Here is a 26,489-nt window from a genome sequence, read left to right as displayed (position 1 = left end):
TAACATTGGCAAGCACATCCATTAGCAGAAAACAAAAGCCAAGCTGGATTTATTACGTGTTCAGAAACTACACGCTTTATCTCTTCCTGCTGCCGGCCGTCGTGCTGACCGTCATATTCAAGTATGTTCCGATGTACGGCTCCATCATCGCCTTCAAAAACTTCAGCCCGCTGAAAGGAATTATGGCGAGCGAATGGGTCGGCTTCGAGAACTTCGACCGGTTCCTGTCATCGCCGAACTTCTACGATATCTTTATGAATACGCTGAAGCTCAGCGTTTACGGCTTGCTGCTTGGCTTCCCGGTACCGATCGTACTGGCGCTGATGCTCAACCAGATCAGAGGGCCCAGGATTAAAAAAAATATACAGCTGATCCTGTACGCGCCCAACTTTATCTCCGTCGTGGTTCTTACCGGGATGCTGTTTGTTTTCCTGTCGCCGACGGGGCTGGTCAACTCGCTTGTCACCATGTTTACGGATAAGCCCATTTCGTTTATGTCCGATCCCGCTTACTTCCGCTCGGTTTATATTTTATCGGGCATCTGGCAGGGAGCCGGCTGGGCTTCGATCATTTATGTCGCCGCCCTCTCCAATGTGGATCCGCAGCTTCATGACGCGGCAACCGTTGACGGCGCGTCGCTTCTGCGGCGCATCTGGCATATCGACCTGCCAACGCTGAAGCCGGTTATGGCGGTCCTGTTCATTCTGGCTGCCGGCGGCATTATGTCGATCGGCTACGAGAAGGCTTTTCTGATGCAGACCGCTATGAATACGCCAACTTCGGAGATTATCGCGACTTACGTGTACAAGGTTGGCCTTCAGTCCGGCGATTATGCTTACTCGACCGCCATCGGCTTGTTTAATTCCATTATCAACATCATTCTTCTCGTCCTCGTAAACGCCGTCGTGAAGCGGCTGAACGAAGGAGAAGGACTCTATTAAAGTTCGTGCTTTCGACGCAAGTATCATCACGAACAGCCATCCGGCTGTTGGCGTGACGATTCTTTAAGCTAGTGCTTTCGACGCAAGAATCATCACGAACAGCCATCCGGCTGTTGGCGTGACGATTCTTTTAAGGAGGATTCAATGGACATTCATATTTCCCGAAGAGACCGCGTTCTGCTCGTTATCACCTATGTGCTGCTTGCCCTGCTCGCGCTTCTCGTTCTCTTTCCGCTTCTTTACGTGCTTCTTGCCTCCTTCCTGAACCCAAACGTGCTTCTGACGAAGGGGCTGTCGCTTAGCGCCTCGGACTGGAGCGTTACCGGGTACGAGAAAATATTAGGCAATTCGGCCATGTTAAGAGGCTTCTTTAACGCAATTTTGTATTCCGCGGGTTTTGCGCTGGCAACCGTTGTCGTATCGGTCTTCGCCGCGTATCCGCTTAGCCTCGAAGGCTTTGTTGGCAAAAGACTGTTTATGGTGTTTTTCCTGATCACGATGTTTATCAGCGGCGGTCTGATTCCGACCTATCTGGTTGTCAAAGACCTCAATATGCTCAATACGATCTGGGCGATTATTCTGCCCGGCGCGGTAAGCGTGTACAACATCATTTTGGCGAGAACTTATTTTGCCGGCATTCCAAAGGAACTGAATCAGGCCGCTCAGATAGACGGCGCCACGGATCAACGGCTCTTTTTCCAAATCATCCTGCCGCTGTCCAAGCCCATTATCTTTGTCCTAGCGTTGTATGCGTTTGTCGGGCAATGGAATTCGTATTTCGACGCCATGATTTATCTCGACAACAGCCGTCTGTTCCCGCTGCAGCTTGTTCTGCGGTCGATTCTGATCCAGAACCAGGTTGATCCCGGCATGATTTCGGATATTTTGGCCCAAGCCGAACTGAAGAAGCTGTCGGAGATGATTAAATATTCATCGATTGTAGTGTCCAGTTTGCCGCTTATCGTCATGTATCCGTTCTTCCAGAAGTACTTCGAGAAAGGCGTTATGGTAGGCTCCATCAAATAAACTTATACGGGGGAATCATCTCATGAGAAAAACGATTTATTCCGCAACCGCTTTAGCTTTATCCGTATCCATGATCGCAGGCTGCAGCGGAGGGGGCGACAAAGGCTCGGCCGCTTCCAAAAGTTATGACCTGACTAACGTGTCGTTCCCGCTTCAGGAAAAGGTTACGCTCAACTTCATGACCCAAAGCTCGCCGCTTGCCCCGACCGACCCGAACCAGAAGCTAATCTACAAGCGGCTTGAGGAGAAAACCGGCGTTCACGTCAATTGGAAGAACTTCACCTCGGACTCCTTCGTGGAGAAAAGAAATCTCGCCGTAGCAAGCGGCGATCTGCCGGACGCCATTCTCGATGCGGCTTATTCCGACTATGATCTGCTCAAGCTTGGAACGGACAAAACGATCATTCCGCTTGAAGACATCATAACGAAATACATGCCGAATCTGCAGAAGGTGCTTGAGGAAGCGCCGGAGTACAAAGCAATGATGACTGCGCCGGACGGCCATATTTACAGCTTCCCGTGGATCGAGGAGCTTGGGGCGGGCAAAGAAAGCATTCACTCCGTCAACGATATTCCGTGGATTAACATGGAGTGGCTGAACAAGCTTGGCCTCAAGATGCCTACTACAACCGAGGAATTGAAAAACGTCCTGCTTGCCTTCAAGAAGGATGACCCGAACGGCAACGGCCAAGCCGACGAGATCCCCCTCAGCGTTGTCATGAACAACGGCAACGAGGACCTGAACTTCCTGTTTGGCGCCTTTGGTCTTGGCGATAACGGCGATCATACGGTGGTCACCAATGACGGCAAAGTGGTCTTTACAGCCGATCAAGACGGGTATAAGGATGCCATCAACTACTTGCATGAGCTTTATGCGCTGGATTTGATCGACGAGGAATCGTTCGAACAGGATTACAATACTTTCCTGGCGAAGGGTCAGGATGAGCGTTACGGCTTGTACTTCACTTGGGACAAGGCGAACATTACGGGCAACAACGACAAGTATGATCTGATGCAGCCGCTGGCCGGCCCTTCCGGCGAAGTAAATGTTACCCGCACGAACAACTACGGCTTTGACCGCGGCCGCATGGTCATTACAAGCGCAAACAAAAACGTGGAATTAACGGCCAAATGGATTGACCAGCTGTACGAGCCGCTTCAATCGGTACAGGACAACTGGGGTACTTACGGCGACGAAACGCAGCAGAACATTTTCAAATTCGATGAGGCAAAAGGCATGCTCGAGCATCTACCGCTAGAAGGTGCGGCGCCGGCAGAACTTCGCCAGAAGACCAATATCGGCGGTCCGCTTGCCATCCTTGACGAGTATTACGGCAAATACACGACAAAGCCGGACGACGCGGCTTGGCGCCTGAACATTATGAAGGAAAAGCTGGTTCCTTACATGAAGGCGGAGAACAATTATCCGAAGATTTTCTTCTCTTTGGAAGATCAGAAACAGCTGTCCACGATCGAAACCGATCTGTTCGCTTACGTGAACCGGAAACGCGCCGAGTGGATGAAGACGGGCAAGGTTAACGAGGAATGGGCGGATTACCTGAAAGAGTTGAACCGTCTGGGACTGGATAAATGGCTGCAAATCAAGCAAGCCGGCTACGACAACTACATCAAATCATAAAAGGTGGACGTTTATTTGGAAACGATCAAGAAGACCGCATATCGGCCTCTATGGCATTTTGCACCGCAGCAGAACTGGATTAACGATCCTAACGGACTTGTTTATTTTAATGAAGAATATCATCTCTTCTATCAATATCATCCTCATGGCTCGACCTGGGGACCCATGCACTGGGGTCATGCCGTCAGCAAGGATCTCGTCCATTGGGAGGAGCTGGACATCGCTCTTTATCCCGATGAGAACGGGACGATTTTCTCGGGCAGCGCGGTCGTGGATTGGCATAATACATCCGGATTTTTTCCGGATGAGCCCGGGCTGGTAGCTGTATTTACGAGTCATCTCGAGGTAAAAGGCGAGCCTGCCGTGCAGACGCAGAGTCTTGCCTACAGCCGGGATAACGGCAGAACGTGGACAAAACACGAGGGCAATCCGGTGCTGCGAGTTGCGGATAAACCCGACTTCCGCGACCCGAAAGTATTCTGGCACAAGGACAGCGGCAAGTGGATGATGGTTCTGGCGGCCGGCCAGACGATCTCCTTCTACTCCTCGCCGGACCTGAAGGTCTGGGAGCATGAAAGCGAGTTCGGGGACGGCATTGGCTTTCATGGCGGCGTTTGGGAATGTCCGGACCTCTTCCCTCTGACGGTTGAAGGAACGGATGAGAGCAAATGGGTGCTCCTCGTTAGCGTTGGCGACAATCCGGAATATAACGAGGGCTCGCGCACGCAGTATTTTGTCGGCGAGTTTGACGGTTCTGCGTTTGCGCCGGATGATCGCGAGGTTCGCTGGCTGGACTTCGGCCGCGATAACTATGCGGGCGTCAGCTTCTCGGATATTCCGGAGGCAGACGGCCGGCGGATCTATATCGCTTGGATGAGCAACTGGCGTTACGCCAATCATGTTCCGTCAAACGGCTGGAGAGGTTCGATGACGGCGGCTCGGACACTTGGTTTAAAGCGCCTCGAAGAGAACGGCGAGCTTGTTATCGTCCAGCATCCGGTTGAAGAAATCGGAACGTATTTCTCCCGGGTGGCTGCTGAAGTAGAGGATTTGCTGCTCGCTGATGGCCGCAAGGAGATCATCGATTGCAAGCTGGATGCCTTCGAGCTTCGTCTCGATGCGGAGCAGATCGAGGCTCGGGAGTTAGGTATCGTCCTTCATCATAATGAAGAGCAGTACACAACCATTACCTATTCGGCTGAGGAGAAGGAGCTTGCATTGCTAAGGGAGCATGCCGGACCGCATGATTTCTCCGACATGTTTGCGAAGCCTCAGCACATGAAACTGCAGGGATCCGCCCCGGACCGTCTCCGTCTTCGGATTCTGGCCGATGCAGCATCGGTAGAGCTGTTCCTCGCGGACGGCTCCGCCGCTATGACCAGTCTGGTCTTCCCGGACCAGACTTGCCAGAAGGTCACGCTGTACGCGGTTGGCGGTACTGCGCAGCTCGTAAGCTGCACGGTGCTGGCAACGGAATAAATGAAAAAAGCAATCCCCAAAGCCGATGGCTTGGGGATTGCTTTTTCATTTGCCTGCGAATCCCATGAACTCATCCCTTTGATTCGGGGTTAAGGCCCTATAAGGACCTTAACCTAAGCACGTTCGAGACCCTGCCAGGTTCTTATTCTAACCAACCGGTTACTTTCCTAGCAAACAAGACCCTCTCAGGGTCTTGTTTGTCATTATTTTTCGTGTAATATTCTAGCATGCGTCTCAAACGTGTTCAGCCGCTTTCGTATAACGGTTAGCCGGAATCGGCAGGCCTAGATTGCCGCGGAGCGTATCGCCTTCATACTCGGTGCGGAACAAGCCGCGTGCCTGCAGAATCGGAACCACATGCTCAATGAAATCCTCAAGGCCATGCGGCACGGAAGAACCAACCATAAAGCCATCGGCAGCGCCGGCTTCGAACCATTCCTGCACGCGGTCGGCTACCTGCTCAGGCGTTCCGATAAAGACCGGACGAGGAGTCGCAACCTGCAGAGCCACTTGACGGAGCGTCAGACCTTTCTCCTTCGCATTGGCTTTGATTTTGTCCGTACTGCTCTGGAAGCTGTTGCGGCCAAGGTCGCCAAGGTCGGGGAACGGCGCATCCAGATCATATTGAGAGAAATCGTGATGCTCAAAGAACCGGCCGAGATACAGAAGCGCATTCTCCGCCGATACCAGATCCGCAACCTCCTGGTATTTGCGCTCCGCCTCTTCCTCCGTGCTGCCGATAACAGGGCCAATGCCCGGGAAGACAAGAACGTTATCCGGGTTGCGCCCAAACGCGGCCGCGCGGCGCTTCACGTCCTGATAGAACGAAACCGCGTCTTCAACGGTCTCATGGCCGGTGAAGATCGCATCCGCATGCTTAGCCGCATAATCCTTGCCAACTTCAGAAGCTCCCGCCTGGAAAATAACCGGCTGGCCCTGCTTCGAGCGGGCAATGTTAAGAGGACCTTTTACGGAGAAGAACTCGCCTTCGTGATTAAGCGTATGCAGCTTGGCAGGGTCAAAGAAGACGCCGGACTCTTTGTCGCGGACAAACGCATCGTCCTCCCACGAATCCCACAGGCCGCGCGTGACCTCCAAGTATTCCGTTGCGATCCGGTAACGCTTGTCATGGTCCGGATGCTCCTTCTTGCCGTAGTTGAGCGCGGAGCCTTCAAGCGGGGAAGTGACGATATTCCAGCCTGCGCGGCCGCCGCTGATTACGTCAAGCGAACCGAACTGGCGCGCAACCGTAAACGGCTCGCTATACGAAGTCGAGAGAGTGCCTACAAGACCGATATGCTTGCTGACGGCGGCGAGTGCGCTCAAGATGGTAATGGGCTCGAAGCGGTTCAGGAAATGCGGAATCGATTTTTCGTTTATATAAAGACCGTCGGCGATAAACGCCAGATCGAACTTGCCCGCTTCGGCTTTCTCGACCCATGATTTGTACAGCTCGAAATTTACGCTGGCATCGGACGGTACCTCCGGATGTCTCCACAGCGAAGTGCTGCTGCCGACGCCATGCAGCATTGCGCCCAGCTTTAATTGTTTACGCTTAGCCATTACTCATTCCCTCCTTGTGCTCTTGTAACAATAACCGCAGGTCCTTGTGCCAGATAAGCCGCTTTAATCCGGTCAATCTGACCGAGATGGTTCTGCACATGCTTCGTAAAGCCTTGAATAATGTCGCGGACGCGGACCGTTTCCCCTTTGAAGTTGATGCCTGTTTTATCCAGATCCTGCTCGCTCAACCGGCCAAACAGCAGACCGTTGTACTGCAGCAGCGCCCAGAAAACGTTCAAAATATCGGAAGCGTTGCCGTCATTGGAATGCTGGCCCGACACCCACAGGTCTTGATTAAAAGCGGGGAGCTGAGCCTTCGTATCCGCAAGAATGTCGCGGATGCGGAAGGATACCACGATATTATGATCGGCCAAATGGGACAAAACCTCGGTAATGCTCCATTTCGCTTCGTTTTCTTTCCATTTCAGCTGCGCTTCGTCTACCCCTGCGATTGCCCGGGTCAATTGAAGATGCGTGTCCAAATAAGCTTGAATAGCAATGGCACTCATTCGAAGTCCTCCTTTGGATCTTGCGGTTCGGCCGCAAAGTGTGATATTGCGCGAATGGCCGTACCGGCCAAGAAATCAGCCGCTACAGGCAGTGCGCGTTCGTCTAGATCAAACGCCGGATGATGCCATTCTTTTGGCCCGTCCGTTCCTACAAAGACGAATAGTCCCGGAACCTGCTGCTGGTAGGCCGCAAAATCTTCTCCGGCAAGTGAAGGCACCGGACTAACCGGAAGCAGCTTCAATCGCTCGGCTTCCCGCCATGCCAGCTCCGCTAATCCTTCATCGTTGTAAACCGGAGGCGGACCTTCAATCCAGCGGACTACGGCGGTAGTATCGAAGGCAGCGGCAACGCCGGCTGCCACCTGGTCGAATCGCTGGCGGACCCGGCGGCGGACTGCCGGATCAAAAGTACGGACCGTGCCGTCCAGCACGGCCTTCTCCGGAATGACATTCCACGCCGTACCGCTATTCACTTTCGTAACGCTGATCACCGCGCTGTCGAGCGCCCCTACATTACGGCTGACAATCGACTGCAGCGCGGTAACGATATGCGCAGCCGTTAGAACCGGGTCATTGCCGGCTTCCGGTACGGCGGCATGCGAGCCGCGTCCCGCGACTTCAACAACAAAGCCGTCGGCCGCCGCCATAAGCGGACCGCCTTTAATGCCGATGGTTCCAACCGGCAGATCCGGCTTGTTATGCAGTCCGAAGATCGCCCGCACGCCTTCCAGCGCACCGCTTTCTATGACCTGCCGCGCGCCTTTCGCCTTCTCCTCGGCTGGCTGGAAGATCAGCCGGACCGTGCCTTTCAGCTCCTGCTCCTGTTCCTTCAATAAATAAGCGGCTCCGACAAGGGCAGCCGTATGAAAGTCATGGCCGCAGGCATGCATTTTGCCCGGAACAATCGAAGCGAACGGCAGTCCCGTCTCTTCCTGGATGGGAAGGGCATCGATATCGGCGCGAAGCGCAATAACCGGTGAGCCCGTTCCGATCTCGGCGATAACCCCGGTCTTTAGAGGATAATCAGCCATTCGGATACCGGCGGCTTCAAGCCAGCTTTTGATTCGCCTTGTCGTTTCGAACTCCTCGTGGGACAGCTCCGGATTGCGGTGGAGCTCCCTGCGGATGTCTGTCAGTTGGCCCGCCAACGCGGCAGCGCTGCGGGTTGTCGTATCGTTGCTCATTCGTCCACCCCACCTCCCATGTTTAAGCCGTTACTTCGGCAAATGCCTCGCTAAGCAGCTCATACGAGCGGATCCGTTTCTCGAACGGCGAAATATTCGTTGTGATAATAAACTCGTCTACGCCGGTCGCTTCCTGCAAGGCAAGCAGCTTTCCGCGAACGGTTTCCTTTGAGCCTGCCGCGATAAGCGGCACTTTCTCCTCAATGGTGTATGCCTCGCCGGATTGCTGACCGTAAGCCTCTGCCTGCTCAATCGTGCCAAGCGTAACCTTGCGGCCGCTGGCCAAATGCACCTTCACCAGCTTTTGCGGCGGGATCAGGCTCACCGCTTCTTCATCCGTATCCGCTACGATTGCAGCCAATGCCAGAATCGCTTGCGGGGCAGCACCCAGCTCATAATTAAAGGCCTGCTTATATTGAAGAACCGAATCAACGGCAGCTTGCTCGTCACCTCCGATGAAGAGGGAGAATACGTAAGGCAGGCCAAGACTTGCAGCCAGCTCCGCGCTGTCCGCGGAAGCACCCAGCACGTGCAGCTCCGGCGCTACAGCCGGAATCGGCGTCGCCTTAAGTCCCGCCAGCGGACCTTCTTCCTCCGTCCGTCCCTCCACGTATCCGCGGAGCTCGACGATTTTGTCCGTGAGCGACAACGGGTTCACGAGGTTGCGTTGAAGCGCCTGCGTGCTGCGCGGAAGTCCGCCGGGAGCGCGGCCTACGCCAAGATCAACGCGGCCGGGTTCGAGGGAAGCAAGAACATGGAAGTTCTCCGCTACCTTATAAGGGCTGTAGTGCTGCAGCATAATACCGCCGGAGCCAACCCGAATCTTATTGGTGCGGGCGAGCAAATACGAGATAAGAACCTCCGGCGAAGAGCCCGCTACATGCTCGGAATCGTGATGCTCCGATACCCAGAAGCGGCGGAAGCCAAGCTCCTCCGCTTTTTGCGCCAGCGCAACCGTATGAGCGAATGCTTCGGCTGAAGTTTCGCCCGGGTAGACCGGGCTTTGATCCAAAATGCTTATTGTAATGGACATGCCGTTTAATCCTCCTTAAAAGAATTGTCACATAAATAGCCCTGGCAGGCTGTTCATGATGATTCTTGCATCGAAAGCATGCGCTCAGACTGCTAGATCGAATAGCTGTACTCCGACGTAAAACGCTTCAGGAACTGCTTGGTCCGCTCTTCCTGCGGATTGCCGAACAGCTCGGCCGGAGGGCCTTCCTCGACGATAACCCCGCCGTCCATAAATACCACATGATTCGCAACATCCTGGGCAAAGCCCATCTCATGCGTCACGATAATCATCGTGATGCCTTCCTTGGCAATCCGGCGGATTACGGCCAGCACCTCGCCCACAAGCTCGGGGTCCAGCGCCGATGTCGGCTCGTCAAACAAGATCACTTCAGGCTCAAGCGCAAGCGCTCTTGCGATGCCGACGCGCTGCTGCTGGCCGCCTGACAGCTGGCTCGGATAAGCATCCAGCTTGGCGCCGAGGCCTACCTTCTCGAGCAGCTCGATGCCGCGTTTACGCGCTTCTTCCTTGCCGAGCTTCTTTACCACAATCAGTCCCTCGATCACATTCTCGAGCGCCGTCTTATGGCTGAACAGATTGTACTGCTGGAACACCATCGCCGAGCGCTGGCGCAGCGAATAAATGTCCTTTTTCCCCGCATGCTTCACGTTAAGGGCGAAATCGCCGATCCGGATCTCTCCTTCGCTTGGCTTCTCCAAATAATTGATGCAGCGCAGCAGCGTGGTTTTGCCGGAGCCGCTTGGCCCCAGAATGGCCACAACCTCGCCCTTATTCACGGTGAGATCAATCCCTTTCAGGACCTCGTGGCGTCCAAACGACTTATGGATACCGCTAAGCTTAATCATGCTACCCCTCCCTTGCTGTACACGCGGATTCTTCTTTCGATAAGGCCGGTAAAACGTTCAATCAGGATCGTTAATCCCCAGAATATCAAAGCCGCGGCGACGTACGATTCGAAGAACTTCCAGTTCGTCGAAGCCACGATCTGCGCTTTGGCGTTCAAGTCGACAACCGATACGGTAAAAGCAAGCGTCGAACCGTGCAGCATCCCGATAACCGAGTTGGACAGGTTCGGCAGGCTTGCTGCCAGCGCTTGCGGAAATACGATGCGGCGAAGCGCCTGCGGCGTTGTCATGCCAATCGACCAAGCCGCTTCCATCTGCCCGCGGTCCACCGCCAATAGCCCGGAACGGACAACCTCCGACAAATAAGCGCCAGCCGTAATCGAGAATGAAATGTAAGCAAAGCCGATCATAGGGATTTTGGCGGAATTCCATCCGAGATCAAACTGCGCCGACAATCCGTCCACAAGCATCGGCAATCCGAAATAAATGAGGAGCAGATGCGTCAGCATCGGCGTCCCGCGGATAAAGGTCACGTAACCGCTCGACAGCTGGGACAATACCGGAATCCGGTAAATTCGGGCTAGCGCCGTTATTACGCCGATCACGAATCCGGCGGACACGGATACGAGAGTAATGAGCAGCGTAGTAGGAACAGCCGACCATAGCTGCAGGAATGCGGTCCATATAAAGGACGGATCAAGCTTCATAACGAGGCACCTCCTTTAACTCGCGGGTTAGGCCGCCCAAAGACAGGCGTTTGCGTTTTCTGCTGAAAAACCTGTTCTTCTCATTGCTATCCCTGCGCAGATGACGGGACAACCGACGCTCCGCGAGCAGCATAAGACGTTCCAATACGATACTCATAACAAGATATATAAGGGCAAGCGCAATGTAAGTTTCGATAAAATGCTGGGACAGCGAGCCAAGCGTCTGAGCTTTGCCCGTCATCTCCATAACGCCCAGCGTAAAAGCAAGCGAGGTATCCTTCAGCATCGCAATGACAAGATTGGTGAATACCGGAACGGCAATCCCTACCGCCTGCGGCAGCACGATCCGGGTAAAAGCCTGATACCCGGTCATGCCTACGGCATAAGCCGCTTCCACCTGCCCCCGGTTAACCGCGAGCACGGCCGCCCGGATCGTCTCCGATACATAGGCGCCTACGTTTAGGCCGAAGGTGAGAATAACGAAATAAAGAACGGGAAGCTTTGAAATGTCGATCGACGCCAGCTTCAAAATTTCCGGAAGGCCGTAATAGAACAGGAACAGCTGAATGAGAACCGGCGTGCCCCGGAAGAAGGATACATACACCATCGATACATTCCGAAGCACCGGTACGTTGTAAAGGCGGGGCAAAGCGACGAGAAAACCGACAAGCAGCCCCAGTCCGATAGCGCCTGCCACGATGAGCAGGGTAATATTCAGCGTACTCAGCAGTTTGGGAATAAAATCGAACACATAATTAATATCGAAGCCATACTCCATCTTGCGGTCTCACCTCTCATTACTCATTCACTTTCGCTTGCTATTTCCCGCTATCCGCCGTAAAGTCGCCGCCCAGCCATTCGGTGCTCAATTTGCCGAGCGTTCCGTCTGCTTTAAGCTCCTTCAGAGCCACGTCAATCGCATCGGACAGCTCTTGTTCTGCCGGATCGTTCTTGCGGAGCACGAACAGAATGTCGGCTTCGGACAGGTTATCGCCCGTTGTCTTCAGCTTCGCTTGCGGATCGATCAAGGACAAGGTAAAGTCGGCTGCCAACGTAGCGTCTACGCGGCCGGTCGTAATTTGGCTGACCGTATCGTTAGCTGCGCCGTTTTGGTAGACGATGTTGATCTTCTTGTCATGATCCTTGTTGTAGTTCTCCAGAATTTGCGCTTGCGCGCTAGTTGCGCCAACCAGCACCTTCTTGCCCGCCAGATCATCAAGGGAATGGATCGTGTTGTTGTCCTGAGGAACAACGATTTTATTTCTCCAGTGAGCGTATGGCTCTTTGTTGAACAGGTATTTCGCTTCGCGCTCCGGATTTTTCTCCATTTCATGGGCAACAAGATCAATCTTGTTCGTCTCCAGGCTGAGCAGCAGGTTCGAGAATTCCATCGTTTGAATATCGAATTCGTATTGCGGCAGACGCTTGTCGATCTCTTTGATAAGCTCAACGTCAAAGCCCGTCAGCTTCCCGTTCTCGTCGATAAAGCATACTTGCGGGAATCCGGTGCCCGTGCCGATGACAACCTTCTTCGCTTCACCGCCGGCATTGCCGGATGCCGATACGTTTGCAGCCGTTTTATTGCCGTTTTGCGCTTGCGTGTTATCCGATTTATTGTTCGAGCCGCAGCCCGCCGCCACCAGGATGAGCGATAATGCGGCTGTAACGACTAGTGCTTTTTTCTTCATATAAGTAACCCCCGATTATAATTATTGAATTAATTCGCCGCGGTTTGTTCCCGGCTGACCTTCTCGAACAGCTCCGGATTCACAATCTTGCGGAGCAAATGCATCGTTCCGTCGCCGTTGCCGGAATCGAAGGAGCGGATGCTTTCGTAGCCTCTGCGCTGGTACATCGGCAGAAGCCACGGATGCTTCTCGGCCGTTCCGAGCGTTACCGCGGGCGCCCCTTCCTTATCTCGAATGATTGTATTCTCGACCCAGGTCAGCAGCTTGTCGCCGTATCCTTTGCCCTGCTCGCCGGGATGGACCGCAAACCATTTGATAAACGGCAGATCCGTAATGGCCTTCACCTCATCGTTTCTCGACAAGGTAATCGTTGCGACAATAACGCCGTCTGCTTCCAGCACGTAACATTCATTCTGTGTAATGTTGTCCCGTATCTGATCCAGACCGGCATTCGCCGCTGGCCAATTCAGCTTCAGCTCCCGAATGAGCGAATAGGCTTCATACGTCACCTCACGGAGACGCTCCGCATCATCGATTCCCGCTTGCCTAAACAATTCACTCATAGTTCCACCCCTCAAATGTCTAATTAAATAATTCCTATAAACTTACTAAGAATTAAGATGGTATTAATGTATCATCGATCCGCCTACCCGCGCTAATAGACTTTCTCTATCGATCGATTGATTCTATTGGTCCGTTCTAAATGCTGTAAAAGCTCAAATTATCCTTGGGCAGCAGTGCCTGTATATACTCCTCGTTCTCTCCCGTCAGCGCAATCAGGTTCGTCTGCAGGGAAATCCCTTTGGTCTCTTCAATCTCAATCGGAATAAGCCTTCCTCTGCTTACTTCCTCCCTGGCGCATAAGCCCGGCAGGAAGCAAATGCCTGCCTTCTGCAGCACAAGCTTCTTGGCGGTCTCCGAATTATCCGCATGGAAAACGATGCGCGGAGGCTGCTCCAGATGCTCGAATACGCGGTGAAGGCGCAGCCAGTCCAGCGAGCCGCATTCGAAGAAAACAAGCGGTTGATCCTGGATCTCGTCGATCGATACCCGGCCTTCTTCCGCAAACGGATGCCCCTCATAGACATAGAGTCGGATAGGATCCTCATAGTAGGAAAATGACTGAAGGGAAGGATGAACAAGCTTTCTAACAAAAGCGATATCAATCTCCCGGTCGAGCAGTTTTTTGACCAGGTCATCCGAGGGCGCCGTTGTTAATTTGAAGGTTAAACGCGGGAATAAGCGGGTCAGCCGCGGCAGCAAATCGGGAATCAGATAATTCGAGACGGACACGGTGCTTCCGATGCGAAGCTCCTGCGGGCGTGCCCCTTTCTCCTGGAGATGGAGACGGCCTTTCTGAATCGTTTGAAGGATTTGCTGGGCGTAAGGAAGGAACTGCTTGCCCTTCTCGGTCAGCATGATCTGCTTGCCGAGCCGGTCAAAAAGCCGGCAATCGAGTTCTCGCTCCAGCGTCTGAATGCGGGCGGTGACGGATGGCTGGGAGAGGAAGAGCACCTCCGCCGCTTTATTAAAACTGCCGTAATGATTGACGTACACAAAAGCTTCGATGTTCTCAATATTCATGGATAATCCCTCCGCGACCTTATCGATAGACTTTTTCTATATAGGCGATAAAATTAAATTAATTTTATCTTATAGGATTAATCGGATTTATGGAATAGCGGAATTGTGAGAATACCTCTATCCAGGTCTTTCGAAGATGAGCGACCGCGTATAGGGGGTGGTTTTATCGCCATATAGAATTTCAGCTTCCGCTGCCTTAGGAACTTATAAATTCTATAATGGTAAAAAACTTCAAAATGACGTCAAAAAGGCGAATCGAATAGTCTTCGATCCGCCTTAAATCCTACTCCTCTTCCTGCACGAAATTCAGCACCTGCTCGTCTACGGCGGCCGTGTCGCCTAGGTCAGGCATATCCGTCAACGTCACTTCGGGAAGCCCGTGTACGCCGTGCAGTTCAAACAGAATGACTTCATTGCCTCCCTTGCGGAGCAGCGGAGCCGGCACGTATAACGCACGCTGCGGACCGGCTTCCCAGTAACGGCCAAGCTGGAAGCCGTTAATCCAGGCGATCCCCTTCTGCCAGCCGTCGAAGCGCAGGAACGTATCCGCAGGCTCGTCCACCTCAACAAATCCGCGATAGAAGGCAGGACGCCCGTCAGGCTGCCGTACCTCTGTTACTTCCACCGACTCATAGTGAACACGTGCGAGTTGCTCGGACTCAAGCGGCAGCAGGGTAACCGTCCAGTTCGACTGGAACTGGTTATCGATCAGGATGCCCTCCGTTATTCCTTTATGATCTCGCAGATAAGGCCCGTAATTGACGCGCCCCATATTTTCGACCAGGACATCCAGTCTTGCCCCTTCTCTTGGAACCGAGATCTCGATCGGCTGCGGATTCCAACGCTCGGCAACGCCAATCAGCTTGCCGTCCAGAAACACCTGAGCCCGGTCGCGCACCTCGCGAAGATGCAGCTTTTGTCTGGTTCTTGGCCCTTTAACCTGCGTCGAGTACAAAATAAAACCGTACGCCTGATCGAAATGCTCCATCGGCCGGATGCCGACGGACTGCACTTGCTCGGCGGATACCTGCCCGAGCTGATCCAGCAATTCCCCCCGCTGCGTCAAAGCGACCTTGCCGTACGTTTTCTTCGGAATCGGAGCGGGGAACGGAGCTCCTTCCGTTATGCCATGCTTTTCGAGCACGCCGCGAATGGCTTTGTATTTGTCGGTTACGTCCCCCCATTCCGTCAGAGGCGCATCGTAATCGTAGCTGGTCACCGTTGGCTCATAATGCTCGCCGTAGTTGGCTCCGTTGTAATAGCCGAAGTTCGTCCCTCCATGGAACATGTACAAATTGACGGAGGCCCCTTGCTGCAGCATTTCGTCCAATACGCTCGCAACATCCCCTGCATCCCGGACATGATGCGGCTTTCTCCAATGGTCGAACCATCCAAGCCAATATTCCATGACCATGAGCGGCTCTTCCTGCCGGTACTCCCGGTATTTCCCGAAGGATTCGGCTGCGCGCGAGCCAAAGTTAACCGTGGCGTGAAGCCCGTCAACCGTTCCGCCCAGCAGCATCTCGTCCGTGGGACCGTCCGAAGTAAACAGCAGGCAGTCAACTCCGCGCCGGATCAGGCCATTCTTTATGTAAGCTAAATAAGCGGTATCGTTGCCGTAGCTTCCGTATTCATTCTCGACCTGCATCGCAATGACGGGACCGCCCTGCGAATCCAGCAGCGGCAGCAGGCGCGGAACGAGCTCGTTATAGTAGAGGTCGACTTTTTCCAGATATTCGTTATCCATGCAGCGCAAGCCCATGGACGATTTCAGCAGCCAGGCCGGCAGGCCGCCAAACTCCCACTCCGCGCATATGTAAGGGCTGGGACGGACAATGACGTATAGCCCGAGCCGGCCCGCCGTTTCTATAAAACGGGCGACATCCGCAATCCCGTCGAAACGGAAGCTTCCCTCCCGGGGCTCATGCAGGTTCCACGGAATGTATGTCTCCACCGTATTGAAACCGCACGCCTTCAGCTTCAGCAGCCTGTCCTCCCAATACTCCGGCACAACCCGGAAATAATGAATCGCCCCGGACAAAATCCGGAACTCCTCCCCATCCAGCCAATATCTCTGATCCTTCCACGTTAAACGGCTCACCTTGTACCTCCCATTTGCCCATGCCCCGCTAACGGAAGAAAGCCCCGGAGCAACCGGCAGGTTGTCTCCGAAGCTCTCTTCCGTTAGCTTATGAGCGATTATTTGTTTTCTTTCTCATTAATTATTTTCGTTGCTTGGTCAACCATCCACTTCTGCACATCGTCAATCGATTCGTTGCTCAGCATAAACTTGCTGAAGCCGTCGTCGATGACCTTGGTCAGTTCGGATGTCGATACCGTAATCACGCTGGAAGCATCCAGGTATTTGATTTTGTCGCCAAACAGCGTGCTTTGCAGCGAATCTACGTCATACAGATCTTTGTTCCCGCCAATGATGCGGTCCAGCAGCGCCTTGTTGTCCGCTTTTTTCCAGCCGGAGAATTCGGTGCGCTTCTCGGAATCCGCGGTTGTCATAAAGCGCATCAGCTTAAACGAAGCGTCTTTATGCTTGGAGCTTTCGCCCATCACAACCGAGCTGCCGCTTGTGAAATATTTGCCGCCTTCGTAATTCTTAGGCTCGGCGCCTTTCGGAGGCAGCGGTACCGGTGCAAATGCCGTCTTGAACGAATGCGGGTATTGCTCCTGATTGCCTACGTCCGGAATCGTAAAGCTTCCCGTCAAAATCATCGCGGCCTGCTCGTTAAAGAATTCCGTCCGGTAATTCAGCTTGGCCGCAAGCACATCGGCGTAAGGCTTGGCCGATTTGTCGACGTTCTCCATATCCTTGCGGAGCTGGAAGAAGTATTTATAGGAAGGATCGGACAAAATCGTCGATCCGTCGTCATAACGGAACGGATCCTTCATCACCGTCTGCGCCGGTGCGTTCATGTACAGCTCCCAGGTATGGAAGTACGTGCCGTAGCGCTTGTCCACGCCTTCGCCTTTGGTCAGCTTCTTGGCATAGTCGCGGTAGTCATCCCAGGTCCAGCCGTAGGTTGGAACCGGCAGGCCCGCTTCATCGAGCGCATCCTTGTTCAGCAGCACGTAGTTGAAGCTTGAAGTCAGCTGCATGCCGTAGTAGTTGTCGTCAATCTTCGGATTCACATAATACTCGTCTTCCGGCACCAGATTTTCCTGTTTATAAAATTCATTTAACGGTGCCAATGCACCTCTTGTCGCACGCTCGTAGACAGCTCCAAGGTTCGGCATCGCCACAACGTCAACCGCCTCGCCCGAGGAGATCAGGAAGTCCAGCTTTTTCAGCATTTCAACGGAATCACCCGGGACGAGAACGACATGCTCAACCTTGATATCCGGATTCTTGGTCATGAATTCGTCCAGCATCGCGTCGGTTGCCACCGCTTGGGCTTCGTTATCCCAGTTGTAATACTTGATCGTTACGGGTTCCGACTTGCCTGATCCGGATGAGCCTTCGCTGCCCGAATTCGCCGAGTTATTGCCTCCGCATGCGCTGAGCGCAACCGTGCCGGCCAGCAGCAAGCCCGCTACCGCCGTAAACTTGCGTTTTGCTTGTTTCATTTCTGCTTCCCCCTAGAACTTTATAATGACTACACACCCAGTATAACGATCGTCCCATTTTGCCAAGTGTATAATTTTGAGGTGTAACGAGTACTTTTTTGACTACCTTACCCTTTCACGCCGCCTAGCGCAATCCCGTTAATGACCTGCTTCTGCATGATAATGAAGATAGCCAGAAGAGGGATAATCGCCGACAAGGCCGCCATCATCATAATCGCATAGTTATTCGTGTAATCATCCCGGAATAGCGTAATGCCAAGCGGAATCGTGTACAGCTTTTTGCTCAGGAGGAAAATAAGCGGGTTCTGGTAATCGTTCCAGGTCCAGATGAACTTGATGATCGCCACTGTCGCCAAGACGGGCCTGCAGAGCGGAATCATAATCGAGAAGAACGTCCGCAGATGTCCCGCGCCGTCGATGCGCGCCGCCTCCAAATATTCATCGCTGATATCGGACATGAACTGCCGCAGCAGGAACGTGAAGTAGATCGAGAACATGCTCATCAGAATAATCGCGGCATGCGTATCGTACAGCCCCAGCCAGCGGATGATGAGAAACCGAGGAATCAGCGTCGCTTGATCGGGAATGATCATAAAGGACAGCATCGCCAGAAAGATCATGTGACGTCCACGGAAGCGCAGCTTCGTCAGCGCGTAAGCCGACATCGAGGAGATCAGCAGCGTAATAACCGTTGTGATGATGGCAACCTTCAGGGAGTTCCAGTAGAAATCGTAAAACGGAACTCTTCCCATCCAGACGGATTTGAAGTTGTAGACGAGGTTTATTTTCTCCGGAATCCACTGGATCGGGAAGCGCATGACATCCTTCTCGAACTTAAAGGCCGACGAGACCATCCAGACCAGCGGGGTCAGGAACATCAGAGAGAATGCTCCGAGCAAGACGGTAAAAATGCTTTTTGACAGTTTTGTTGTCACAGGTAGTCCCTCCCTTTCTTAATCCTTCCCAAGCTTCCACGTCGCCGCCGTAATGATGCCGATTATGGCGAAGAGCAGCCAGGAGATCGCCGAGGCATAGCCCATATCATAGTTGCGGAAGCCTTCTTCGTAGATCCGGTAGACCAATACGGTAGACGAATTGTTAGGGCCGCCTTCCGTCAGGTACGAGATGATGTCAAATACCTTAAACGATCCGATCAGCATCGTAATCGCAAGGAAAAAGGTCGTTGGACGCAGCAGAGGCACCGTGATCCGGAAAAATTTCTTCAGCGGGGACGCCCCGTCAATCTCGGATGCTTCGTAAATTTCATTCGAGATGTTGGTCAGACCCGCGGTATAAATAATAATCGTGTAGCCGAGGCTCGCCCATGTGCCGATGATCGCGATGGAGAGCAGCGAGGTCTTCGGATCAACCAGCCACTTCGGCGGAGCGTCAATGCCAAGCTGCATCAGCAGCTGGTTAATCGGACCGAGGGACGGATGCAGCAAAGCGCTCCATACCGCGGCAATCGCGATGATCGACGAGATGTACGGGATAAAGAAAACAACCTTGAAGTAGCTTTTCAGAAAAACGCTGTTATTGATAACAACGGCCAGCACCAGCGCAATCGCGATCGGAATCGGCACCGTCATGACGGTGTACAGCAGATTGTTTTTCAGCGCCTCCAGGATGGCCGGATCACGGAACAGCTCCTTGTAGTTGCCAAGCCCGATCCATTCGATACCGGGAAGGCCGGATAGCATGTCCCATTTGGAGAAGCTCAAATATAAGGAGAACCCTAAGGCAAAGACGTTTAACAGCAGCATCCCGACAATCTCGGGAATGAGGAATAACCAGCCGACCAGCGCCTCTCTGCGCGACGGCGTCCAAAATCTTTTCTTGGCTGCAGCCGCATGGCCGGTGCCCGCCGTTTGTTTGACGACTTCCATACCATCACCTCAACTCTTGTGTTGAGATCATAATAAGCGATCGAGCCGATTTGTAAGCGAAGTATTCTGACCCGATACAGGGAAGATTTTGACCTTTTTTGAGGCGGAGCGGCGAGGTACCGGCAACGAAAAAAAGCCGCGCTCGAGCCACGGCCTTATCCGGGTAAAGAAAGGGCTTGGGAATTGGCTGGACTGCTCTTATCAGCCCCTCCCAACCTACATTGCATAAATTACACCCTAATACGCTCAAATCGCGCACTTCAGCGGCGTACGATGATCGAAATGCAGCATATTGGACTGAATTGGAGTTCTTAGGCCCGTTTTGAGAGAAATATACTGCAAAATATACAACATCATTGTTGTTACTAGGTCAATAGGCGGCATTATGCTGTAATACGTGCAACGTAAAAACCAGGCATGACCCGGGCATGCAAAATGCCGCTGTAAGGAGCGGCATCTTGGAGAGAAATCTATGACTTAACATTCCGTTGATATCATGTTTGCGGCATTATGATTTGCGGACCAGCTGATGCTTTTGCTTGAACTGGCTTGGGGTGAAGCCGATGTACTTCTTGAACACCTTCGAGAAATAAGCGCGGTCGGAATAACCAAGCCCAACGGCAAGCGTCTCGAGCGTCTGGCCGGAGCTCTTCAGCATATTGGCGGCAATCTTCATCTTGTATTGATGCACGTAGTCCGTAAAGCTAAGCCCCGTCAGCCGTTTGAAATAACGGGAGAAGTAGCTTGGGTTCAAATATAAGTACTGCGCGATATCAATGGACGTAATATTGTCCGACAGATGATTGTCGATAAAGGCTTGGATGACCTGAAGCCGCGGCTCCCGCGATTTGGCAGAGCCTCCGGCATGCCCAAGCTGATCTTGGGCAAGTCGCTCCAGCCGGCCAACGGCCAGCTCCAGCGCATCCTCCATCGTTCTTGCCGCATCGATATAAGCGTAGACGTCCTCTTCCGCTTTTCTCCGCGGGAACAGGATTTCGGCTTCGCGAAGCAGCTGAACAAGCGCCTCGGTCCATTCCTCCGGCTCAATCCGGCGGCTTGCCGCCTCCTGCCCGAAACGGAGCAGCACGCCTCGCATCTCCCCGGTATTCTTCTCGAGGACGGCGCGCTCAAGCTCGCCGCGGAATGCCGAATTAAAGTCCGGCGGCACCGGGTAGAAGAGCTGGCCGAGCAGCTGCGAAGACGATGCCGCGGCCACGCGGCCCGCCCGGTAAAACTCCGGCTTGCCGCTTCTGATCTGCTGATAGACGGAGCCTGCCGCTTGCAGCACAAGCTTGTCGGTGACCAGAACGATCTGCAGCGTAATCCGAAGGTACGCGGCCACCTGGCGAAGCAGCTCGTCCAGATACGATTGCAGGTAAGCCTGATCATTCCCGGCCAGATTCGGACGGTAATTGTACAGCACCATAAAATGATCCTGATCGATAAACGGCGTAATCTCTTTATAGGACTGGGCAATTTCCAGGGCAATATTGTAAATGGCGTACCGGATCAGCGGAATGTTGCTCCGGTTGTAGAGCAGTTCGAAATCCGAATACCGAAGATGAATCATCCCCATCATAAAGCACGCATACGGCCACTCGATTTGGGCGCGCGAAGCATAGGCCCGCGTCTTCTCCAGATCCGCTCCGTCCATAATCATCTGGAATAACGCTCGTTTTTGCAGCTCGATGCTATAGGCATCGGAATCCGGGACTTCTTCCGTCTTCCGTCCCTTCATACGGGTAACCGATTTGCGAAGACTCTCCTCCAGCTGGTCGGCCGTCAATTGATCCTTGATCAAATAATCGTCGGCATCCAGCTTGACCGCCTGCTGGGCATAATGAAATTCCTCGTGGCAGGTCAGAAATATAATTCTCACGCCCGGTTTTATTTCCGCGAATTCGGCGGCCAGCTCGATTCCGTTCTTCTTCGGCAGCCCGATATCCGTAATGACGATATCCGGCATCGTCTCCTTGAACAGATGCAGCGCCTTTACGCTCGAGAACGTGCTTGCGGCCACGTGCAAATCAAGCTGCTCCCATTCAATCATCTGCTGCAGCACTTTAAGCATCGGGACATCATCATCAATCAGCATGACTTTATACATGGGATACCTCCTGTCCGGACGGACTTGGAATCGGAATGGCCAGAATAACGGTAATGCCGCCTGCGGCATTGGAGCTCAGCTTCATCTCCGCGGAGCCGTACGTCAGCTTGAGACGCTGAATGACGTTCCTCAGTCCTACCCGCTCGTAAGGGACATACTCCTCCGCGTCCGTGTCTATGTCCGGGGAAGCGTTTAATTGCCTGTTCAGCCAGGCAAGCTGCTCCTCGTCCATGCCGCAGCCATCGTCTTCGATTGCCACGTAAATACGGCCTTGCTCCCGGTAAGCATGAACAACGATATGAAGCAAGTCTTTCTCGTCCAGACCGTGTACAATCGCATTCTCGACTATAGGCTGAAGAACCAGCTTGGGCACAATCAAGCTCTTCAGCTCCGGTTCGATGCGGGCTTCAATAGATAGCGGCATTTCGCTTCGGATCTTCATTATATCGACGTAATAACCAAGCAGCCGGCACTCTTCCTCCAGCGAGGATGGCGTATTAACCTTCAGATAGGCCCGCAGCAGATTCATTAACGAGTCGACAATGCCGCTATGCACTTGGTCCTTGCTAAGAATAAGACTGCATTTGATCGAATTAAGCGTATTGATCAGAAAATGCGGCCGGATTTGCATAAACAGGGCTTCCAGCTCCATGACCCTCTTTTGCTCCTGCTCCTGTTCGATATTCGTAATCAGTACTTCTATCTCGTCCAGCATTCCGTTAAAGGAATGCCCAAGCTCCGCAATATCGTCCCTGCCCTTTACTTCAAGCCGCATATCGCGGTTCCCGAGCGCGAACTGGCGGGCAACCCGCTGCAGCTTCTGAATCGGACTATGCAGCCTTCTGGCGAACAATAGCGAAATAACCGAGAACAGCAGCGTAAACACCAGCACTAGTCCGATTCCGATGTAAAAAGCGCGGGAGATTTGGCCAAAGAGCGAATCCTCGGACGTCTCGTAAGCCAGCTTCCAGTCGGTTTTGTCCAGCGTTAGCTGCGTCCGAAATACGGAATCCGGGGTGCCTCTTGGCTGAAGCCGAACATCCGGGCTGCCCGCAATCGGTTTGCCTGCCCCGTCAAACAATGCAATCTGCCCGAATTCGACCCGCTCGAGCAGCTTTTCGAAATAAGCAGCCTCAATACCGACAAGCAGCACGGCGCTGTAAGGCTTGCCTCCTCCATCCCCTATCACTCTCGCCAGATAATACGTGCCGGCATCATCCGCACTGTCATGAAGGAGTCCAAGATATTGCAGAACCACCGGCTTCGAGGCATTTACGTTCTTGAGGAGCGGAACAAGCTTGCTGTTGATTGCCGCTAAATTCTCCGAATCCGGCGACAGGATAAAGTTCGCCCGGTTGACCAGATACATATGAATGCTATTGTTCAGCGGCTTGGATGTAATCATGGAGAAGCTGTCTTTTATCCGGATAAAACGGGTATAGTCGGTATACGTATTCAGCCTGCTTGTATCCGCGAACAGATTAAGGGATGTCCGCAGCTCCGAATCGTTTACGATATAATGCGAGGCAAAGGTCACGTCATCGATCGTCCGGTCGATCTCCCCGACAATAACGTTCAGCATGCCGTTGTTGCTGATCTGAAACTTCTCTATCATGTTCTGCTTCAATAGCGTATATGAAATAACCGAAACGGCGAGGATCGGAAAAATAATAAACAAGAGAAAGGACAACTGGATTCTTCGGTAGTAGGTTAATCTCGTCATGGCCGCACGCGCCTCTTTCCCCATACGATATATCCTCATTGTAGCAGTATCGATTTACAGGGAACATCCCCAAGGATTGGTTAGTCCCGAACCCGTTTCCTCTCATGCCAATAGCCGCCGATTCCTCTCTCAAGCCGAAGCAAGGCCTCCAGATAGAAATAGTCTCCCCAGATCATAAAATCATCCGGCGCCAGCCCGCCCCGCACATGATAAGAGCCATGCTTCAAAAGACCTTCCGCTTCCCTGTCGCCAACCGTCGAATAGTTGGAAACCAGCGATTCCATCGAACGCTGCAGCCCGTCGCGCAATTCGTCAAACGCGGCATCCTGCGGATTCAAATGCGACAATAACTCCAGCAGGCCGGCTGCCGCAATCGCGGAGGCCGAGCTGTCCCGATACTTCGGCTGCTCCTCCGGCAGGTGGAAGTCCCAATACGCCACGCCGTCCTCCGGCAGATGCTTAAGGAAATAGACCGCCATCCGCTTCGAGGTTTCGAGGAACAACGGATCGCGCGTATAACGATAGGACAACGCAAAACCATAGATGCCCCAAGCCTGTCCGCGCGTCCAGGTCGAACCGTTGCCGAAGCCTTGATGCGTGGCGCCGCCAACCGGTTCACCCGTCTCTTGGTCGAAGAAAAACGTATGATAAGAGCTGTCGTCGCCTCTTACCAGATACCGTCTGCTTTTTTCCGCCTGGGCTTTGGCCGCTTCTTTATAGACCGGATTGCCCGTCTGCTCGGACGCCCAATATAGAAGCGGCAAGTTAAGCAGACAATCGATTATAATTCTTCCGCCTTCCACCGGATCGCCTTCCGGTCCCCAAGCCTGAAAATAAGCTCCCGCCTTGCGCCAGCGCTTCATCATGACGTCCGCGGCCGCAAGCGCCAGCTCTTTCGCCGCCTCGCTTCCGTCAACGATCCATTCCGCCTTCGCGGATAAGGAGTACAGGAAGCCGATATCATGATGGTCCAGCACCACGTTGTCCTTCAGTCTCTGGCGGAAGCTTGCCGTTGTTCTCCTCGCCGCTTCTCTTAATCTCTCGTCTCCCGAATATTCATAGCCGAGCCATAACAGCCCGCTCCAAAAGCCGTTGGTCCAATCGTTGTTCCCTATTAACGCATAACGGCTGCCTTCTCCAACATGAGGATAGGCCTCTTTGAATCTATCAACATTGCTCGTAATCGTGGCGATTGCCCCGTCAATTGCCGTCTTCCACATGTCCTTTCGCCCCTTGCCTTGCGATTTTCCACTATCGTAATCGAATGCGGGAGCCCACGGAGCGACAACTTTTGCTTCGAGCGTGTAAAATTTTGACCTTTTTCCGCAAACGTTCGACCCGAAAATCACTCCGCATGAACCAGTCATATTCCGTGAAAGCGCTTGTAAACATATTAGAGTCGGCGGGATGCGGTCATCCGTCTTGACCGGCTGAAGGGAGGGATGAAACGGGTTTCATGTTTCTCGCGCAACCGAAAGGAAGAAAACCAATATGGAGCGGAGGCTGTTGGAGGATGAGTCAAATTCGCGTGTTATCCAAGCTTATGGCGTGCGTTGCGCTGCTGTTAGCCTTAGCGGTTACGGCGCTGCCAAAGGTAACGAATGCGGCCAGCGTTGCGATTACGAACGGTCCGGTATGGTACGATACAACGGGCGGAACGATACAAGCCCACGGGGGAAGCATTATTAAAGTCGGCTCCACCTATTACTGGATTGGCGAGGATAAGCTGAACAATTCGGCCAACTTCTCTCATGTCGTCTGCTATTCCTCTACCGACCTGAAGAATTGGGCTTGGGTCAGCTATCCGCTCAAGACCACTTCCGCCTCCGAGCTTGCCTCGAGCAAAATCGAACGACCAAAAGTCATCTACAACTCTTCGACCGGGAAATACGTCATGTGGATGCATTACGAGAACGGTTCGGATTACAGTCTTGGAAGAGTAGCCGTTGCTTCGAGCTCTTCGGTCTGCGGAGACTATACATACCACGGCAGCTTCCGACCTATGAACTACGAATCGCGCGACCTGACCGTCTTCAAGGACGATGACGGAACGGCCTACCTCGTCTCCGCCTCCAACAAGAACGGCGGCGCGAACGATTCGATGGCAATCTTCCAGCTCAGCTCCGACTACCTCAGCGTGGCTTCCTTCAAAACCTGGTACGCGGACAACGGCTACCGGGAAGCTCCCGCCGTAGTGAAGCAGGGCGGCAAGTATTTCCTGATTACCTCGCAGGCTTCCGGCTGGTATCCGAACCAAGGCGGTTATTCGACGGCCACTTCCATGGCAGGACCTTGGACGGCCGTTCAGCCGCTTGGCAATCCGTCGACCTTTGCTTCCCAATCAACCTTTATTCTGCCGATCCAAGGAACATCTACAACCTCCTATCTCTACATGGCTGACCGCTGGAATTCGAGCGCATTGGGGGACTCCCGGTATATCTGGCTTCCTTTAACGCTAAACGGCTCAAGCGGCACGGCCTCCCTGGAATGGTACAGCAGCTGGAATCTGGATGCGGCTGCCGGCTCCGTCACCTATCCGTCAACGCTGACGAATCTGTCGCAAGGCAAGACGGCAACCGCCAGCTCATCGGCTTCCGGTTATGCGCCAGGCAGCGCCAATGACGGGAACTACCAGACCAGCTGGAAAGCATCCGCCGTCACGTGGCCGTCCTGGTGGCAGGTTGATCTGGGCTCCTCCAAGAACGTCAGGGAAATCGATATTTCCTGGTACATGGTGAAGGGCTCCGAGGGCTATCATCAATACAAGATCGAATACAGCACCAACGGCACCAGCTATACGACGATCGACCGAACAAGCAATAAAACGTACGGCTTCACCACCGACAGCTTGAATATTACCGCAAGGTATATCCGAATCCAGCTCGTTAACGCCGTGCTCTGGAACAACCCGAGCAACTGGTATACGCCAACCTTATGGGAGGTAAAGGTGCTGGGCAGCTAACCGGGAATAACAAAGAGAGCGGCCACGCGGGTGG

The 26,489-nt window shown here is 53.3% G+C and carries 22 protein-coding genes; 5 read left to right on the top strand and 17 right to left on the bottom strand.

Annotation, left to right across the window (positions count from 1 at the left end; all coding sequences use genetic code 11):
* Positions 1-5: 5 nt before the first annotated feature.
* From FHT67_RS21205 to FHT67_RS21190, 4 genes are all read left to right on the top strand, one after another.
* A complete protein-coding gene (locus FHT67_RS21205; RefSeq protein ID WP_167201237.1) occupies positions 6-941 on the top strand; it encodes an ABC transporter permease in 936 nt (311 codons plus the stop codon).
* 144 nt (positions 942-1,085) lie between these two features.
* Complete coding sequence (locus FHT67_RS21200) at positions 1,086-1,967, top strand: carbohydrate ABC transporter permease (RefSeq protein ID WP_132310611.1); 882 nt, start codon at positions 1,086-1,088, stop codon at positions 1,965-1,967.
* Positions 1,968-1,989: 22 nt separating this feature from the next.
* A complete protein-coding gene (locus FHT67_RS21195; RefSeq protein WP_167201236.1) occupies positions 1,990-3,606 on the top strand; it encodes an ABC transporter substrate-binding protein in 1,617 nt (538 codons plus the stop codon).
* 15 nt (positions 3,607-3,621) lie between these two features.
* Positions 3,622-5,085 carry a glycoside hydrolase family 32 protein gene (locus FHT67_RS21190; protein WP_167201235.1) on the top strand — a complete coding sequence of 488 codons (1,464 nt, stop codon included), beginning with the start codon at positions 3,622-3,624 and terminating at the stop codon, positions 5,083-5,085.
* Between the two features lie 234 nt (positions 5,086-5,319).
* Here FHT67_RS21190 and FHT67_RS21185 read toward each other — a convergent pair whose 3' ends face one another.
* The 17 genes from FHT67_RS21185 to FHT67_RS21105 all read right to left on the bottom strand — a co-directional run bounded on the left by FHT67_RS21185 (position 5,320) and on the right by FHT67_RS21105 (position 24,713).
* Entirely contained in the window at positions 5,320-6,648 is a 1,329-nt protein-coding gene (locus FHT67_RS21185) for an LLM class flavin-dependent oxidoreductase (RefSeq protein WP_167201234.1), read from the bottom strand.
* Entirely contained in the window at positions 6,648-7,157 is a 510-nt protein-coding gene (locus FHT67_RS21180) for a DinB family protein (RefSeq protein WP_167201232.1), read from the bottom strand. The genes FHT67_RS21185 and FHT67_RS21180 overlap by 1 nt, the downstream gene beginning before the upstream one ends.
* Complete coding sequence (locus FHT67_RS21175; RefSeq protein WP_167201230.1) at positions 7,154-8,341, bottom strand: amidohydrolase; 1,188 nt, start codon at positions 8,339-8,341, stop codon at positions 7,154-7,156. Before FHT67_RS21175 ends, FHT67_RS21180 begins: the two co-directional genes overlap by 4 nt.
* A 22-nt stretch (positions 8,342-8,363) precedes the next feature.
* Complete coding sequence (locus FHT67_RS21170) at positions 8,364-9,374, bottom strand: LLM class flavin-dependent oxidoreductase (RefSeq protein WP_167201228.1); 1,011 nt, start codon at positions 9,372-9,374, stop codon at positions 8,364-8,366.
* Positions 9,375-9,466: 92 nt separating this feature from the next.
* Positions 9,467-10,219: an amino acid ABC transporter ATP-binding protein gene (locus FHT67_RS21165; protein WP_132310638.1), complete on the bottom strand. Its 753-nt coding sequence runs from the start codon at positions 10,217-10,219 to the stop codon at positions 9,467-9,469.
* Positions 10,216-10,926: an amino acid ABC transporter permease gene (locus FHT67_RS21160; RefSeq protein ID WP_167201226.1), complete on the bottom strand. Its 711-nt coding sequence runs from the start codon at positions 10,924-10,926 to the stop codon at positions 10,216-10,218. Before FHT67_RS21160 ends, FHT67_RS21165 begins: the two co-directional genes overlap by 4 nt.
* A complete protein-coding gene (locus tag FHT67_RS21155) occupies positions 10,916-11,704 on the bottom strand; it encodes an amino acid ABC transporter permease (protein WP_132310640.1) in 789 nt (262 codons plus the stop codon). The genes FHT67_RS21160 and FHT67_RS21155 overlap by 11 nt, the downstream gene beginning before the upstream one ends.
* A 40-nt stretch (positions 11,705-11,744) precedes the next feature.
* Positions 11,745-12,614, bottom strand: a complete 870-nt coding sequence (locus tag FHT67_RS21150; RefSeq protein WP_132310642.1) for a transporter substrate-binding domain-containing protein — start codon at positions 12,612-12,614, stop codon at positions 11,745-11,747.
* 29 nt (positions 12,615-12,643) lie between these two features.
* Positions 12,644-13,177 carry a GNAT family N-acetyltransferase gene (locus FHT67_RS21145; RefSeq protein ID WP_132310644.1) on the bottom strand — a complete coding sequence of 178 codons (534 nt, stop codon included), beginning with the start codon at positions 13,175-13,177 and terminating at the stop codon, positions 12,644-12,646.
* Between the two features lie 136 nt (positions 13,178-13,313).
* A complete protein-coding gene (locus FHT67_RS21140) occupies positions 13,314-14,198 on the bottom strand; it encodes a LysR family transcriptional regulator (RefSeq protein WP_132310646.1) in 885 nt (294 codons plus the stop codon).
* 283 nt (positions 14,199-14,481) lie between these two features.
* Complete coding sequence (locus tag FHT67_RS21135) at positions 14,482-16,299, bottom strand: beta-galactosidase (RefSeq protein WP_167201224.1); 1,818 nt, start codon at positions 16,297-16,299, stop codon at positions 14,482-14,484.
* A 98-nt stretch (positions 16,300-16,397) separates the two neighbouring features.
* The gene (locus FHT67_RS21130; RefSeq protein WP_167201222.1) at positions 16,398-17,777 is read right to left on the bottom strand and encodes an ABC transporter substrate-binding protein; all 1,380 of its coding nucleotides are present in this window, start codon (positions 17,775-17,777) and stop codon (positions 16,398-16,400) included.
* Positions 17,778-17,884: 107 nt separating this feature from the next.
* Entirely contained in the window at positions 17,885-18,655 is a 771-nt protein-coding gene (locus FHT67_RS21125) for a carbohydrate ABC transporter permease (RefSeq protein WP_243711755.1), read from the bottom strand.
* A gap of 75 nt (positions 18,656-18,730) precedes the next feature.
* Positions 18,731-19,663, bottom strand: coding sequence for a carbohydrate ABC transporter permease (locus FHT67_RS21120; RefSeq protein ID WP_132310654.1), 933 nt, complete (start codon positions 19,661-19,663; stop codon positions 18,731-18,733).
* 508 nt (positions 19,664-20,171) lie between these two features.
* A complete protein-coding gene (locus FHT67_RS21115; protein ID WP_132310656.1) occupies positions 20,172-21,770 on the bottom strand; it encodes a response regulator transcription factor in 1,599 nt (532 codons plus the stop codon).
* The gene (locus FHT67_RS21110) at positions 21,763-23,517 is read right to left on the bottom strand and encodes a sensor histidine kinase (protein WP_208403407.1); all 1,755 of its coding nucleotides are present in this window, start codon (positions 23,515-23,517) and stop codon (positions 21,763-21,765) included. The genes FHT67_RS21115 and FHT67_RS21110 overlap by 8 nt, the downstream gene beginning before the upstream one ends.
* Positions 23,518-23,573: 56 nt before the next feature.
* Positions 23,574-24,713 carry a glycoside hydrolase family 88 protein gene (locus FHT67_RS21105; RefSeq protein WP_167201220.1) on the bottom strand — a complete coding sequence of 380 codons (1,140 nt, stop codon included), beginning with the start codon at positions 24,711-24,713 and terminating at the stop codon, positions 23,574-23,576.
* Positions 24,714-25,006: 293 nt separating this feature from the next.
* Between FHT67_RS21105 and FHT67_RS21100 the strand changes: the two genes are divergently transcribed.
* Positions 25,007-26,455: a family 43 glycosylhydrolase gene (locus FHT67_RS21100; protein WP_132310660.1), complete on the top strand. Its 1,449-nt coding sequence runs from the start codon at positions 25,007-25,009 to the stop codon at positions 26,453-26,455.
* The last annotated feature ends 34 nt before the right edge of the window (positions 26,456-26,489 follow it).

The organism is Paenibacillus sp. BK720, from assembly GCF_011761545.1.
Taxonomy (GTDB): domain Bacteria; phylum Bacillota; class Bacilli; order Paenibacillales; family Paenibacillaceae; genus Pristimantibacillus.
This window is presented reverse-complemented; position numbering and strand designations above follow the sequence as displayed.

Coding starts and splice junctions, on each gene's coding strand:
- FHT67_RS21200 (WP_132310611.1), top strand. CDS start 1,086: ATGGACATTCATATTTCCCGAAGAGACCGCGTTCTGCTCGTTATCACC.
- FHT67_RS21180 (WP_167201232.1), bottom strand. CDS start 7,157: ATGAGTGCCATTGCTATTCAAGCTTATTTGGACACGCATCTTCAATTG.
- FHT67_RS21185 (WP_167201234.1), bottom strand. CDS start 6,648: ATGGCTAAGCGTAAACAATTAAAGCTGGGCGCAATGCTGCATGGCGTC.
- FHT67_RS21110 (WP_208403407.1), bottom strand. CDS start 23,517: ATGGGGAAAGAGGCGCGTGCGGCCATGACGAGATTAACCTACTACCGA.
- FHT67_RS21140 (WP_132310646.1), bottom strand. CDS start 14,198: ATGAATATTGAGAACATCGAAGCTTTTGTGTACGTCAATCATTACGGC.
- FHT67_RS21195 (WP_167201236.1), top strand. CDS start 1,990: ATGAGAAAAACGATTTATTCCGCAACCGCTTTAGCTTTATCCGTATCC.
- FHT67_RS21170 (WP_167201228.1), bottom strand. CDS start 9,374: ATGTCCATTACAATAAGCATTTTGGATCAAAGCCCGGTCTACCCGGGC.
- FHT67_RS21160 (WP_167201226.1), bottom strand. CDS start 10,926: ATGAAGCTTGATCCGTCCTTTATATGGACCGCATTCCTGCAGCTATGG.
- FHT67_RS21100 (WP_132310660.1), top strand. CDS start 25,007: ATGAGTCAAATTCGCGTGTTATCCAAGCTTATGGCGTGCGTTGCGCTG.
- FHT67_RS21125 (WP_243711755.1), bottom strand. CDS start 18,655: ATGTTCCTGACCCCGCTGGTCTGGATGGTCTCGTCGGCCTTTAAGTTC.
- FHT67_RS21105 (WP_167201220.1), bottom strand. CDS start 24,713: ATGTGGAAGACGGCAATTGACGGGGCAATCGCCACGATTACGAGCAAT.
- FHT67_RS21115 (WP_132310656.1), bottom strand. CDS start 21,770: ATGTATAAAGTCATGCTGATTGATGATGATGTCCCGATGCTTAAAGTG.
- FHT67_RS21155 (WP_132310640.1), bottom strand. CDS start 11,704: ATGGAGTATGGCTTCGATATTAATTATGTGTTCGATTTTATTCCCAAA.
- FHT67_RS21120 (WP_132310654.1), bottom strand. CDS start 19,663: ATGGAAGTCGTCAAACAAACGGCGGGCACCGGCCATGCGGCTGCAGCC.
- FHT67_RS21145 (WP_132310644.1), bottom strand. CDS start 13,177: ATGAGTGAATTGTTTAGGCAAGCGGGAATCGATGATGCGGAGCGTCTC.
- FHT67_RS21165 (WP_132310638.1), bottom strand. CDS start 10,219: ATGATTAAGCTTAGCGGTATCCATAAGTCGTTTGGACGCCACGAGGTC.
- FHT67_RS21150 (WP_132310642.1), bottom strand. CDS start 12,614: ATGAAGAAAAAAGCACTAGTCGTTACAGCCGCATTATCGCTCATCCTG.
- FHT67_RS21175 (WP_167201230.1), bottom strand. CDS start 8,341: ATGAGCAACGATACGACAACCCGCAGCGCTGCCGCGTTGGCGGGCCAA.
- FHT67_RS21130 (WP_167201222.1), bottom strand. CDS start 17,777: ATGAAACAAGCAAAACGCAAGTTTACGGCGGTAGCGGGCTTGCTGCTG.